Raw genomic sequence first — 12583 nt, 5'->3', positions numbered from 1 at the left:
GCATCGTCACTCTTAGCAATGTGCTCACTTTGCTGCACAGGGCTCGGTATATCGTTTTGCGGGCTTTGAGCCGCAGCTGATGCGCTGTTGCTGTTTTGCTCACTTGGCGAGCGTGTTAGCTGCTCTGTGGGCGGTTGCTCTACTGGTTCATCAATTGTTTGGCTTTGCGCAGTGCTTTGATTTTGGCTTTTCTCAACCATTACTTGCGGAGCAGGGGTTTCGGCTTGCGATGGTGTTTTATTTTTATTTAATATATCACGCAGCGCATCGGCACGGCCTTTACTACTGGTAGGCGCAGGCGTTGCTGCACTTGGTGTGTCACTAGGCTCAGGAAGCGATTGAGCAAGCGTTGTACCTGCAGATTCAAATGCTAATAAACGCAGCATTATCATTTCAAAGCCTAAACGAGGCTCTGGCGCCCATTGTAAGTCTTTTTTACCGTTTAATAGTAACTGGTAATAAACCTGTATTTGTTGAGCCTGGGTGTGCTGTGCAACATGACTAACATAATCGGCGTTTTTATCATCAAGTTGCGCTGCTTGCGGGACAAGCTGAGTTAATTGAATAAGGTGAGTTAATGCAATTAAATCATCAAGTAGCGCAATATAGTTAGGATTACGGCTCGCTACTTGGGCTATTTCGTCCATCAGTGCGCCACCATCTTGTGCTAACAAAGCAGCAAGCAAACTTTGGCTGTAATGTGTGTCCATTAAACCAAGCATAGCTTGTACGGCTTGATTATTTATGTCGCCGTTGGTTTGCGCAATAGCTTGATCTGTTAAGCTTAACGCGTCACGCATACTGCCATCAGCGGCTTTTGCAATAATACTTAGCGCATCTTTATCAAAGTTTAATTCCTCTTGAGTAAGGACATGCTCAAGCTGAGTTTTAATTTCGCTTTGCGAAAGTGCATTTAAGTTAAACTGTAAACAGCGCGATAAAATGGTAACAGGTAACTTTTGCGGATCAGTGGTTGCCAGTAAAAACTTCACATGCTCTGGCGGCTCTTCTAACGTTTTTAATAACGCGTTAAAGCTATGCTTAGAGAGCATGTGTACTTCATCTATTAGGTATACTTTGTAACGTCCACGCGTGGGGGCATATTGAACGTTATCAAGAATTTCACGAGTATCTTCTACTTTGGTGCGAGAAGCGGCATCGATTTCAAGTAAGTCAATGTATCGCCCTGCTTCTATGTCAGTACAACTGCTACATTGCCCACAAGGAGACGCCGATATACCCTCATCACAATTTAAGCTTTTAGCAAAAATACGCGCAATGGTCGTTTTACCCACACCACGGGTTCCAGTGAATAAATAAGCGTGATGCAGTCTATTTTGCGTTAGCGCATTAACAAGCGCTTGCTTTACATGAGACTGGCCAACCAATTCATGAAAGGTTTGCGGACGCCATTTTCTCGCTAGAACCTGATAACTCATCAATTACTCGCCTTCAAACTCAACCAGTTTTAAGATTTTAATACCCATTTTTTCTATACGCTGCTCACCACCAAGCTCTGGTAATGAAACAACAAACGCTGCATCAGTGGCTGTGCCGCCTAATTTTGCAACTAGCTTTGCTGTGGCTTCAATTGTGCCACCAGTAGCTAATAAATCGTCAACTAATAATACTTTGTCGCCTGGGACAATAGCATCAACATGAAGCTCTAATGTGTCTTCACCGTATTCAAGTAGGTAATCTTGGCGAATCACTTCGCGTGGTAGCTTGCCTGGCTTACGAACAGGAATAAAAGGGATCCCTAACGCGTAAGATAGCGGTGCACCAAAAATAAAGCCGCGAGATTCTGTACCAATAATCTTTGTAAAGCCTTGGTTTTTATATTCGTTTATAAAAGCATCGATTGTTGCTTTAAAGGCTTCTGGATTTGCCATTAGTGTTGTTACATCACGAAACATAATGCCTGGTTTAGGATAGTCGGCAATGGTTGCGATACTGTTTTTAATAATAGCGGGTGTTACTTGAGTCATAAGTTTAATTGCTCAATAGTTTATATTTCAAAGCAGCTGATTATAACCTTAACTGACGTTAAAATGCGAGTTTGCTGTTATTAATACCGAGGTGGTTTGAAAATTATAAGGGTGGAGGAAGAAAAGAAGCTTAAGGCTGATATAAACAACAGCCTTAATAGAGCAAGGAGCTTTAAGTTAGGCTTGTGATCCAGCCTAAAATCGCATTTAAACAGCCAATACCCACAAAAACTGCTAAAAAAGCAATAAAGTAAGTAGCGTTAAACGGATCTTTAAAGTCTTTATCATCTGACATTGGTATAACCTTTTTTTAAGCACGACAAATAAGGCTGCCATGATAGACGAAGTAAAAAAATCTATAAAGACCTTAATGTTGATTTTTTGTCACGATAATACCGCGCTCGCACATTGCATTAAGCGTACTTAACGCACCATGCGCAATTTGTTGTTCGCTAAAATTAGGCGCGTGGACTAAAACCTGCTGGCATACACTTTCAAACTCAATGCCCGCATTGGATTCTATTATTGAAAGTAGCAAGGCGGTCATTGCATTTGTGGCTAAAAACTGTACGTCGTCGTTATCATCTCTGTATACAACAAAGTAATTAGGCTGCTCAGATGGCGTGCTGGGTTTATACTCTGTGCTGATATTTTGCACCGCATACTGGTAGCTTAAATTACGCGCTACACTCGATAAGTAAAGTGTAGAACTGGTTAGTTCAGTGCTTTTTAAGCGTTGCTCATTGGTATCTTCATTCGCCACGGAAACATCAAGCTCTATCCACTCATAATGTGCCAGCTCCAGCATAAATGCATAATCGTACTCTTGCAGGGTATAGCTGCTCGATAAGTAATTAATAAATTCCCCTGCTATGTCTAAAAAATAAGGCGACTTACAGTCATGCTCACTAAAAAATGCCCTTATTAATTTTTGCCATTGCTGCTGTGTATATAAAGTTTTAAGCACCGGAAAACCAGATGAGATAAACCCTGCAATATTATTAAAAAATAAGTCGCGGTAAATCGCCATGCGTCTATCTTCAATATCGTTTGGCTTTGGGTTATGCTCAGGCTCACGTATGTGCGCCATAAACTCATTTTGGCTGTCAATAAAGCTCATATTCCTTCCTTTATGCTAATTGCTGAGTAGGCGATGCGCATAACTGCTTATTTTGTAAATCGTGAATAATATCAAGCTCTTTTGTAAGTGTATTTATACTTGGAATATTAAAATCACGCTCCAATAAGGTAGGAAACACCCCATGCGCTTGGTACGCTTTATCAAGTAAGTCCCATACGGGGTCAATAACATCAGCGCCGTGGGTATCAACAATTAAATCATCGGCTTCATTGTAGTGCCCAGCTACGTGCCCATATGCAATGCGTTTTGAAGGCAACCCTAATAAAAACGCTTCGGCGTTGTAACCATGATTAATTGAATTAACATAAATATTATTTACATCAAGCAGTAGTTTACAATCGGCTTGCTCTAAAATCGTGTTTGTAAATTCAAGCTCAGATAACTGCTGGCCAGGCGCCGCATAATAAGAGACATTTTCGATGGCTATTTGGCGCTCTAAAATATCTTGCACTTGTTTGATGCGAGGTACAACGTGTGCAATGGCATCTTCAGTAAAAGGGATTGGCATTAAATCGTACATATGCCCTTTTCCAGAACAGTAACTTAGGTGCTCACTGAATAGTTTAATGTTGTGCTGATCAAAAAACGTTTTTAGCGATTTAACAAATTCAATATCAAGAGGTTCAGGCGAGCCGATAGAAAGCGATAAACCATGGCAAACAAAATTATTGGCGTCAGTTAAGGTTTTAAATTGTTTTTTAAAGCGCCCTCCCAGCTTAAGCCAGTTTTCAGGCGCTACTTCCATAAAATCAATTTGCTTTGGTGTATGCGCTAGTAGTTCATCAAGCATCTCTCGACGAAGACCTAAGCCCACCATCCCAAATGCTGAGTTTTGTGTTGCTCTCATCATTATCTCCTAAAACAAAAAGGGCCTTTTGGCCCTTTTAGCATAACGTATATCTGAGTAAATCAGGTACTTAAATCAGCCTGTTATTGGCCGCCACATTTGCCTTCGCCGCATTTACCTTCTTTTTTACCTTTTGCGTCGCCGCCACATTTACCTTCACCGCACTTACCTTCTTTTTTGCCTTTTGCGTCGCCACCACATTTGCCTTCGCCGCATTTACCTTCTTTTTTGCCTTTAGCGTCGCCGCCACATTTGCCTTCGCCGCACTTACCTTCTTTTTTTCCTTTTGCGTCGCCGCCACATTTGCCTTCGCCGCACTTACCTTCTTTTTTACCTTTTGCGTCACCGCCACATTTGCCTTCGCCGCACTTGCCTTCTTTTTTACCTTTTGCGTCACCGCCACATTTGCCTTCACCGCACTTACCTTCTGCCGCATCAAGCTGGTATCCGGTTACTAACTGTTGAAATTCAAATGGGTTTGCTTGTGCATCTGCAGAGGCAAAACTTGCAGAGCCAACAACTACTGCACCTAAGGTTAACGCGATTGAGTTTTTCTTTACTGTATTCATTGTATGACTCTCTTATATAAGTGTGTATTAAGATAACGCAAACTAATTATTGTCAATTATGCGTTGCTTGTATAATTAAATAGACCCGCTATCAAATAAAAACTTTCATTTATTTTCATTTTTTTTACTTTTAAATTTATACATACAAATATGGGCAGTAATTTAAGTTTTATCAAACCATACTTTGCAGGTACACTACGCACCCGTTTTTTCAATAAAAATACTCTATGAAACTTGTTTTAGCGCCTATGGAAGGTGTTGTTGATTTTAAAATGCGCCAACTTCTTACCAATATTGGTGGCTTTGACCTATGCGTAACAGAATTTGTTAGAGTAATTGATAAATGTTTACCGGCTAAAGTTTTTCATCGCTATTGCCCTGAGCTCAATAATAACGGTTTAACCAAAGCCGGTACTCCTGTGCGCGTACAGTTATTAGGGCAAGTGGCCGACGTATTAGCAGAAAATGCGGTTAGAGCTATCGAATTAGGCTCCCACGGTATAGATCTTAATTTTGGCTGCCCTGCAAAAACGGTAAATAAAAGCCGCGGGGGCGCTGTACTGCTAAAAGACCCTGATCATATGTATAACATAATCAAAGCGGTAAGGGATGCGGTAGATAGTAAACATCAAGTAAGCGCTAAAATACGCTTGGGCTTTGATGATGATAGCAATAGCCAAGAAATTGTAGATGCCGTTGTCAGCGCCGGTGCAGATAGTATTGCAATACACGCCCGTACTAAGCGTGATGGTTATAACCCACCTGCATACTGGGAAAAAATCCCCCCGCTAATAAAAGGTAAAAACATAGCCGTGGTTGCCAATGGTGAAATTTGGCAAGTGGAAGATGCTCTACTTTGCCAAACCCGAAGCCAGTGTAGCGATTTAATGCTAGGGCGCGGTGCGCTTTCTCACCCTGATTTAGCAAAAAAAATTAAAGCTCATGTTAATAATGAACAATATAATGGCCTAGAGTGGGAACATATAATTTATCATTTGATTCACTCTGCTATTCATCAAGACCCCACACAAGATGAAAAATATTTTGCCTCTCGTACTAAACAATGGCTGGGTTATCTAAAACGCCAATACCCACAAGCCAATGCACTATTTGATGAAATAAGACGTCTTAAAGTAAAAGGTGATGTAGCACAGGTTTTAAAAAAATACGCTAAGTCTCCGCAACTTGATTCAAATCATAGCGTATAACCAGCGCAGCTCAGATAATACCGGTATAACGAAACGCTAAATGAAGGTTATACCAATATGCTTTATCAGCAACAACTGCACAGTGAAATAGCACACGTTAAATCAGTAATATTAGCGATGCTGAGCCAATCTGCACACCCTGCCCATCTTAAGCTACGTGACGTTATATTAACTAGCCAGCATAACGAATGGCTTGACACTGCCACCTACCACTTAGGCCCTGAATATCAAACTTTAGTTAATAGGCTGACAGAATTAGAAGCGGCAATAAGCCAAATTGATATTGGTCAATACGGCTATTGCTGCGATTGTGAAGAAGCAATTTCTGAGCAGTTACTTAAACAAGACCCTGCAACACAACGTTGTGAAATGTGCGCTAAGCGCACATAAGCGCTTAAAGTGTTAATAATTGCTCAGCAAAACTAAAAGCGTGGCCTGGGTAAAGCACACTATCTTCAACTAAATACTGCGCATCGCGCTGTGAAATAGCTAAACGTTTTACTAAGTTCACTTTTGCCTGAGATAAGGTCCATGCATGGTAGTGTATACCTACATCAGTTTCCATTAGCGCAAGCATTAGCCTTTTATCTTCTGGGCTCAGCTGGCTGTTTTTAGCCATAGCTGGCAACAGCATGTAATCAGTTTGCCAATCAATCCCTTTTACTTTTGGCGCCTTGCTTAAATATTGGCTAATAAACGAAGTACTATGATGCTCGTTATAGCTCAAATTAGGTGCAGTGTGCGAGTTCATTTGAAGATGCTGATTGATAGTATCAACCCATTGCAAAGGCGACTTAACCGCCCCACTGAAGTAATTTAGTTTACTTTGATACCATTCACTGCCATTAGCAAGTCCACGTAAGCCAATGCTTCCCCTTGGTTTGTACTGGGCCAAGTAATCATTAAACTCTGCAATCTGGGCTTTTAAATCGTTTGCGCTAGATTGTTTTAATAGTGGCGTTTGTAAGTAACCCTGCAGGAGGTTTAATTCAACCTTGTTTAATCTCAAATTGCTTTGCATCGCACTGTCTAATTGATCTTGAGTGAACTTAAGCCACTCAATTACCTCGTTAGCCTTAGTACTTTGAATTTGCGCTGATAATAAGTTGTCTAACACATTGACCTGTGCAGGCCAGCTGAAAAAGCGCTCAGGAAAGCGCTCAGCAATAATTAAGTAATTTAGCTGCTGCGTTTGCGCGTTTGAAAGAGTCATTGTTTGTAGGCGCTGATACATCTGATGACGAAGCGATAAATACGCTGAGGAAAAAGGCAATACTTGTTCAGTGGATATACTTGCAGTGCCCGCAGGCTTTAGCGCCGTGTTTAAATTTTTAATACTCTGCTGCGCAGCATCATAAGATTCAAAAGGCGGTGGTTGTTTTGAACAAGCAACCAAAAACAGACTAAATAGGACAGACAAAAGATGCGTTTTATTCATTATAAATTCCAATAAAAAAAGCCCCATAGGGGCTTTTTATATAATTGCTAAAACAAATTAAAGTTAAATTTTAACACCGTTGCGAGCGGCTTTATCTTTAATAAATGTAGACCAACCTTTAGCAAACTTACGTGTGCGTGGGTCGTCCATTGCTTTAGTAATAGCAGCATAAGCTTGCTTGTATTTAGCTTGGTAGTAGTACGCTTCAGCTAAATCTGAATAAATGGTGCCTTTTTTGTCAGAGCCAAGCTCTAACGCTTTGTTCAAACGAACAACAGCAGCACTAAAGTTCTCAGATTGTAAAAGTAACGATCCTGCTTTGCGGTAAAGCTCTGCATCGTCGTCAAATTTAGCAGCTTCTTCGTAGTACTTAGCAGCTTTTTCGATGTCTTTAGAACGGTGGTAGTTACTAGCAATTGCGTTAACATTTTGCTTAGTACGCTTAACTTTGTCTTCTTTAATAGCATTTTCAAGGGTTTTAGCCGCTTTAAATGGAATTTCGTTTAAAGAATAAAAGTTAGAAAGTACTTTGTAATCTACTTCCGCTTCAAAATAGCCATTTTTGAATGCTACTTCCATGGTCGCTAGACCTTTAGAGTAGTCTTCGGTTTGTAGGTAGTATTTACCTAAACTAACCCAGGCTTTTTTGTCATCTGGCCAAACTCGTACAATCTCTTCACCAATTTTCACCATGTTGGCGTAGTCTTTAAGTTCAAAGTAAGAACCTAATTTTAATTGGTAAGGGGCCTTGTTAGGCTCCTTTTGTAAAGAGATTGCCTTGTCGGCAGGTTTAAAAACATCACGAAACTGACCTAACTGATAGTTAGCTTGCGCAATACGAGTATACACTTTAGGGTCTTCTTCGCCGGTGAAGTCCATCCAAGCTGTATAAGCTTTTTTGGCTTCTTGAAACTTTTCAGTACCTGCGTATAAATCACCTAATAGCTTTAAAGTTTGCTCGTGATCTGCGAAGTTTAATATATCAGGGGCAACAGCTTGTCTAGAGTATTTAATCGCTTCATCGTACTTCTCTTTTTGCGCGTACATGCTACCTAAGTAACGATTTACAGTCGCTTTATCGAAGTCGTTAGATGCGTCAATCTCTTTTAACAAGGCAATTGCTTCATCAATTTTGTCTTCATTGTACAAGTCAAACGCTTTAATTACCTTTTTACCAGTACGCTCGCCCATGATTTTAGTCTTGGCTTTTTTACGCTCTTCAATTTTAGCGTAATCCGGCGCTGCTAATACAGGTGCAGTTATAGCTGCACCTGACACAGACATAAGAATTGCAAGAGCAGTTACTTTAGATAAATTTCTCATTACTCGCCTCCTTAGCCTTGGTTAAGTTTAAAGTCTAGTTGAACTTGTAAACCAACTTGTTTCTGTGGTTTACCGTCAATAATTTTAGGACGGTATTTCCACTTGCGTAATGCACGTTTAGCTTCACGGTCAAAGATACGTTTTGGTTCTGCGTCAATAACTTGAACGTCAGTCACGCCACCTAACTCATCAATTGTGAACGAAAGTTGTACCCAACCTTCTTTACCATCACGCGCTGCTTGCGTTGGATATTTTGGTTCAATACGAACGATAGGTGTCGCATCACCATCTCGTCCAAATGCACCTGGACCACTTAGTCCACCAGCCGAACTTCCTACATCAATGCTACCCATGTTAAATGACATAGCACCAGGGTTAGGATTGTTATTCTCCGGCTGTGGCGGCTGCGGTTTAGGCGGCTGCTTTGGCGGTGGCGGAGGCGGAGGCGGAACACGCTTCCTCTCCTGCACCTTAGATTCAGGCGGATTCGTCATTATTTCGACTATGATCTGCTCTTTTTGTTCAGTATTACGGTCAGCCCCACCAGAGATGAGGTAAGCCATGAAGTAGAACAAGCCGAAAGTAACTGCCCCACCTGCAATCAGTGAAAACAGAAAACGAATCATTACTGATCTCCAGCTATTGAAATTCTCAGGTTGTCACCTGTCGCTTTGATCTGGTCCATAACTTTAACCACTACGCCGTGCTTTGCTTCTTTATCAGCTTGCAAAATCACAACATCAGTAGGTTGTTCTGCTAATAAACTTTCGATTTTTGCTGAAACACGTTCAACATCAACTTGCTGTTTATCAATCCAGATAGCACCATCACTGCGAATAGCAACAAAAATGTTAGCATTTTTTTGCTTCGTAGCTTGGGCCGCTTTAGGTTTATTGACCTCGATACCAGCCTCTTTAACGAACGATGTAGTTACGATAAAGAAAATAAGCATGATAAATACGATGTCAAGCATTGGCGTCATATCTACCGCTGCTTCTTCTTCTTCACGAAAACGTTGTTTACGTGCCATATTTAATTCTCTCTCTAGTGATGAGGCATGCTATCTACAAGTTTGGCTTTCACCATTCTCGCTCTTGCCTCAAGGCGTGAGCTAAAGAAAACTCCAGATAGTGCCGCAACCATTCCAGCCATTGTTGGGATTGTTGCCATTGAAATACCTGATGCCATTAAACGTGCATTACCAGTACCTTGGGTTGCCATGGTTTCGAAAACCGCGATCATACCCGTTACAGTTCCAAGTAAGCCTATTAAAGGACAAACAGCTACTAATGTTTTAATCAACAACATACGCTGATCTAATTTTTCAGACGCTTCAGAAATCCATGCTTCACGGATTCTGTGTGCGTACCAAGACGTAGTGTCTTGGCGGGCATCCCACTTTGCTACAATATCCTTCGTTAAACGAGGAAATTCAGCAAGTAGGAACCAATAGCGCTCAATCATTAAAACCCACATAAGAAAGAGTGCTATCGCGACCACGTATAATACCTGGCCGCCTGTGCCAACAAAATCCCTGATAGATTCCCATATCTCCATCAGGACTAGCATTAGGCTTTCTCCTTCTCCGCGTGAGTAGCAACGATACCCGCGCTTTGCTCATCAAGGATATGTAATACTGACTTACTACGACCTGCAACAATTGAATGAAGTAGGATAAGTGGTAGTGCAGCAATTAGACCTAGCGCTGTAGTTACAAGAGCTAGAGAGATGTTACCAGCCATGATCTTAGGATCGCCCGTACCGAACAATGTGATTGTTTGGAACGTTAAGATCATACCGATTACTGTACCTAGTAGACCAAGTAACGGTGCGATTGCAGCAAGAATCTTGATGATGTTGATGCCAGCTTCAACACGTGGCGTTTCACGTAAGATAGCTTCATCAAGTTTAAGCTCAAGGTTTTCAACGTCTTGGCTCTTGTTGTCATGGTACACTTTAAGAATACGACCCAGTGGGTTGTTTGTATTCGGTGTAGACAAGTTTTTAAGCTGAGACTTGATCTTAGAAGTAGTAAGCGCTAAGTCAACGAAACGTACTAAGAAGATTAGTAGACCAACAGCTAATAAAACTGTGATGATGTAACCAACTTCAGCACCTTGCTCGTAGTATTCCATAAGCGTTTTCTTCTGCGTGTTGATACGTAAGATTGCACCACGAGTCGGGTCAATGTATACGCCAGCGTAATTGTCAGAAGAAGTACCTTCAAGAGCAGAGATACCATCTAAAATGTAGCTATCAGGTTGTTTACCTAAAGGCTGAATAGATTTTGTCTCTGGCGAGTAGATTAAGTAACCTTCGTCAGTAACTAAGTTAAAGTTACCAATACGTGTTACTTGCTTAACTGTAGAGTTACCGTCAAGACCTGACACTTCAGTTTCAAAAGTAGAAACTTTTGCTGACTCAGTCATTTCTGTTTGAAGTGCAATCCAAAGTTCTTCAAGTTCACGAACTGTTGGAAGTTCTTTAGCTGCTGCTAATGAACGAAGTACTTCTGCACGGCCTGGCTTTTCAGCACTTACTAGTGAAGCTTCGATAGAACCGATAGCGTCTTGCGCTGCACGACGTACAACACCAAACATTTCACCAAGAGTACCTTGTGCGTTTTGAAGCGCTTGCTCTTTTTCAGCTAATGTATTTTCGTTTTGTGCATATTGCTTAGCTAAGCTGTCACCGCGTGCTTTTTCAGACGCTAATTGGCTTTTTGCTTTGTTAAGTAATGCTTGCTTGTCAGCACGTTCTGATAAGAACTCTTGCTCACGTTGCTTATTGATTTTACCTTCAGAGATACGTTCTTGCTTTACTTGCTCAAGAATTTTATCTAAAGCATCAGTATTTGCATGTGCATTAAGCGCGGTACCTGCAGAAACAGATAGTACTGTTGCAACAGCAAAACCTTTAAATAGTTTCTTCATTATTCGATTACTCCGCGCCAAAGATTGGTAGTTTAACAAGTTCTAGTGTCGCTTGCTTACGCGCCATACGAATCACTTCTTTAACTGGTTTTAGGTATTCTTCACCTAATTCTTTCCACTCCTTAGTGTTGTTGTCCCACACCCAAGCGTGTTTTAAGTCAAAAGATTGTGCTACGTAAGTGATACGACCTAAACGACCGATATCAACGTTAATGTTTTTACCATCAACTTCTAAAGTACCTTGAGAAGCAGTTACAGCCGAGCTGTAAGCAGTTTCAACTGTGTATGCTTCAAGAACTTGGCGGAATTTCTCAGACGTCGTTACAGACGCAGAAGCCATGATTTCACGAAGTCTTTCTACACGAGCAAGACGAGAATCAAGATTGAACGGAACGTCCGCTTTGATGAATTGCTCAAGCGTATCGATCATGCGATACATCAAAGGCACAACGTTTTGTTTAGTGTTGTCGATAGTAGCGATTTGACGGTCAAACGATTCGATTGACGCATTTTGGTCAGCGACCAAACGTGCTACGTGATCGTTGTACACTTTCATAAGTTCAGTCTCATCAACAATACTACGGTACTCAGCGATTAGCTCTTGAGTTTGACCGTATACGTTGTCAATTTTAGTTTGAGACTTAACAGCAGCCTTTTGAATTTGCTGACCTGCTTTTTGCACGTCATTCAAAGGATCTGCAATCACATTGCTGCTTGCAAATGCAAAAGCGCCAACCAACGCAGATGCTACAAGACTCTTTCTGATTTTAACAGACATAGTTCCCAACCAATTAAGTAATGTTACTTTTATAATTTAATTATCAACCTTATTAAGGGTGACAACCCTGATATCTTTTAATAGATATCAACCCTCCAATAATGCTAAATGCAATACGCCCTGTCAACTTGATGTTAGCTATTCTAAGTAAATAAATACCTTGAAAAAGCTAAAACTAAAGTATTACAAAAAATACTGTTAACATAAATGCAACCAATATTAAGGCGTTTTAGCATTATATAGCCCCTTTAAAATTAAACACTAGTTAAAAATTAGACACTTACATGAAACAAAAATGCAACATCTAAACAAAACTGAATTGCACCTTAAAAAAAAACAAAAATAATAAAAATGTGAC

Annotated in this window: 15 protein-coding genes; 2 read left to right on the top strand and 13 right to left on the bottom strand. The window is 40.8% G+C overall.

Annotated elements, in window-relative coordinates; all coding sequences use genetic code 11:
- From dnaX to B2R65_RS01125, 6 genes are all read right to left on the bottom strand, one after another.
- Positions 1-1439, bottom strand: a 1439-nt coding sequence (gene dnaX / locus B2R65_RS01150; RefSeq protein ID WP_286740402.1) for a DNA polymerase III subunit gamma/tau, incomplete at its 3' end; no start/stop codon positions are given.
- 3 nt (positions 1440-1442) lie between these two features.
- Positions 1443-1988 (bottom strand): adenine phosphoribosyltransferase, encoded by a 546-nt coding sequence (apt, locus tag B2R65_RS01145; protein ID WP_004588124.1) that lies wholly within the window; start codon positions 1986-1988, stop codon positions 1443-1445.
- Between the two features lie 172 nt (positions 1989-2160).
- Positions 2161-2283, bottom strand: coding sequence for a hypothetical protein (locus tag B2R65_RS01140; protein ID WP_004588125.1), 123 nt, complete (start codon positions 2281-2283; stop codon positions 2161-2163).
- 72 nt (positions 2284-2355) lie between these two features.
- Positions 2356-3108, bottom strand: a complete 753-nt coding sequence (locus B2R65_RS01135) for an HvfC family RiPP maturation protein (protein WP_286740401.1) — start codon at positions 3106-3108, stop codon at positions 2356-2358.
- Positions 3109-3118: 10 nt separating this feature from the next.
- Positions 3119-3976: an HvfB family MNIO-type RiPP peptide maturase gene (locus B2R65_RS01130; RefSeq protein WP_024033364.1), complete on the bottom strand. Its 858-nt coding sequence runs from the start codon at positions 3974-3976 to the stop codon at positions 3119-3121.
- An 83-nt stretch (positions 3977-4059) separates the two neighbouring features.
- Positions 4060-4545 carry an HvfA family oxazolone/thioamide-modified RiPP metallophore gene (locus B2R65_RS01125; protein ID WP_024033363.1) on the bottom strand — a complete coding sequence of 162 codons (486 nt, stop codon included), beginning with the start codon at positions 4543-4545 and terminating at the stop codon, positions 4060-4062.
- Between the two features lie 227 nt (positions 4546-4772).
- Between B2R65_RS01125 and B2R65_RS01120 the strand changes: the two genes are divergently transcribed.
- Both B2R65_RS01120 and B2R65_RS01115 read left to right on the top strand, forming a co-directional pair.
- Positions 4773-5753 (top strand): tRNA-dihydrouridine synthase, encoded by a 981-nt coding sequence (locus B2R65_RS01120; RefSeq protein ID WP_096041497.1) that lies wholly within the window; start codon positions 4773-4775, stop codon positions 5751-5753.
- 57 nt (positions 5754-5810) lie between these two features.
- Entirely contained in the window at positions 5811-6143 is a 333-nt protein-coding gene (locus B2R65_RS01115) for a TraR/DksA C4-type zinc finger protein (RefSeq protein ID WP_096739417.1), read from the top strand.
- Positions 6144-6147: 4 nt separating this feature from the next.
- Here the strand turns inward: B2R65_RS01115 and B2R65_RS01110 are convergent, their stop codons facing one another.
- From B2R65_RS01110 to B2R65_RS01080, 7 genes are all read right to left on the bottom strand, one after another.
- Positions 6148-7191 (bottom strand): hypothetical protein, encoded by a 1044-nt coding sequence (locus tag B2R65_RS01110; protein ID WP_286740394.1) that lies wholly within the window; start codon positions 7189-7191, stop codon positions 6148-6150.
- Between the two features lie 63 nt (positions 7192-7254).
- Entirely contained in the window at positions 7255-8514 is a 1260-nt protein-coding gene (locus tag B2R65_RS01105; RefSeq protein ID WP_004588132.1) for a tetratricopeptide repeat protein, read from the bottom strand.
- Between the two features lie 11 nt (positions 8515-8525).
- The gene (locus B2R65_RS01100) at positions 8526-9140 is read right to left on the bottom strand and encodes an energy transducer TonB (protein ID WP_004588133.1); all 615 of its coding nucleotides are present in this window, start codon (positions 9138-9140) and stop codon (positions 8526-8528) included.
- Positions 9140-9544 carry an ExbD/TolR family protein gene (locus B2R65_RS01095; protein ID WP_004588134.1) on the bottom strand — a complete coding sequence of 135 codons (405 nt, stop codon included), beginning with the start codon at positions 9542-9544 and terminating at the stop codon, positions 9140-9142. Before B2R65_RS01095 ends, B2R65_RS01100 begins: the two co-directional genes overlap by 1 nt.
- Before the next feature lie 14 nt (positions 9545-9558).
- Positions 9559-10083 (bottom strand): MotA/TolQ/ExbB proton channel family protein, encoded by a 525-nt coding sequence (locus B2R65_RS01090; protein WP_004588135.1) that lies wholly within the window; start codon positions 10081-10083, stop codon positions 9559-9561.
- Positions 10083-11447: a MotA/TolQ/ExbB proton channel family protein gene (locus B2R65_RS01085; protein WP_286740378.1), complete on the bottom strand. Its 1365-nt coding sequence runs from the start codon at positions 11445-11447 to the stop codon at positions 10083-10085. Before B2R65_RS01085 ends, B2R65_RS01090 begins: the two co-directional genes overlap by 1 nt.
- 7 nt (positions 11448-11454) lie before the next feature.
- A complete protein-coding gene (locus tag B2R65_RS01080) occupies positions 11455-12225 on the bottom strand; it encodes a DUF3450 domain-containing protein (RefSeq protein WP_004588137.1) in 771 nt (256 codons plus the stop codon).
- Between the last annotated feature and the right edge of the window lie 358 nt (positions 12226-12583).

It is taken from the genome of Pseudoalteromonas sp. UBA2102, from assembly GCF_002331165.1.
Taxonomy (GTDB): Bacteria; Pseudomonadota; Gammaproteobacteria; order Enterobacterales; family Alteromonadaceae; genus Pseudoalteromonas; species Pseudoalteromonas atlantica.
This window is presented reverse-complemented; position numbering and strand designations above follow the sequence as displayed.

Bases quoted from the DNA above. Each gene is read 5' to 3' on its own strand.
- apt (WP_004588124.1), bottom strand. From the start codon at position 1,988: ATGACTCAAGTAACACCCGCTATTATTAAAAACAGTATCGCAACCATT.
- B2R65_RS01140 (WP_004588125.1), bottom strand. From the start codon at position 2,283: ATGTCAGATGATAAAGACTTTAAAGATCCGTTTAACGCTACTTACTTT.
- B2R65_RS01135 (WP_286740401.1), bottom strand. From the start codon at position 3,108: ATGAGCTTTATTGACAGCCAAAATGAGTTTATGGCGCACATACGTGAG.
- B2R65_RS01130 (WP_024033364.1), bottom strand. From the start codon at position 3,976: ATGAGAGCAACACAAAACTCAGCATTTGGGATGGTGGGCTTAGGTCTT.
- B2R65_RS01125 (WP_024033363.1), bottom strand. From the start codon at position 4,545: ATGAATACAGTAAAGAAAAACTCAATCGCGTTAACCTTAGGTGCAGTA.
- B2R65_RS01120 (WP_096041497.1), top strand. From the start codon at position 4,773: ATGAAACTTGTTTTAGCGCCTATGGAAGGTGTTGTTGATTTTAAAATG.
- B2R65_RS01115 (WP_096739417.1), top strand. From the start codon at position 5,811: ATGCTTTATCAGCAACAACTGCACAGTGAAATAGCACACGTTAAATCA.
- B2R65_RS01110 (WP_286740394.1), bottom strand. From the start codon at position 7,191: ATGAATAAAACGCATCTTTTGTCTGTCCTATTTAGTCTGTTTTTGGTT.
- B2R65_RS01105 (WP_004588132.1), bottom strand. From the start codon at position 8,514: ATGAGAAATTTATCTAAAGTAACTGCTCTTGCAATTCTTATGTCTGTG.
- B2R65_RS01100 (WP_004588133.1), bottom strand. From the start codon at position 9,140: ATGATTCGTTTTCTGTTTTCACTGATTGCAGGTGGGGCAGTTACTTTC.
- B2R65_RS01095 (WP_004588134.1), bottom strand. From the start codon at position 9,544: ATGGCACGTAAACAACGTTTTCGTGAAGAAGAAGAAGCAGCGGTAGAT.
- B2R65_RS01090 (WP_004588135.1), bottom strand. From the start codon at position 10,083: ATGCTAGTCCTGATGGAGATATGGGAATCTATCAGGGATTTTGTTGGC.
- B2R65_RS01085 (WP_286740378.1), bottom strand. From the start codon at position 11,447: ATGAAGAAACTATTTAAAGGTTTTGCTGTTGCAACAGTACTATCTGTT.
- B2R65_RS01080 (WP_004588137.1), bottom strand. From the start codon at position 12,225: ATGTCTGTTAAAATCAGAAAGAGTCTTGTAGCATCTGCGTTGGTTGGC.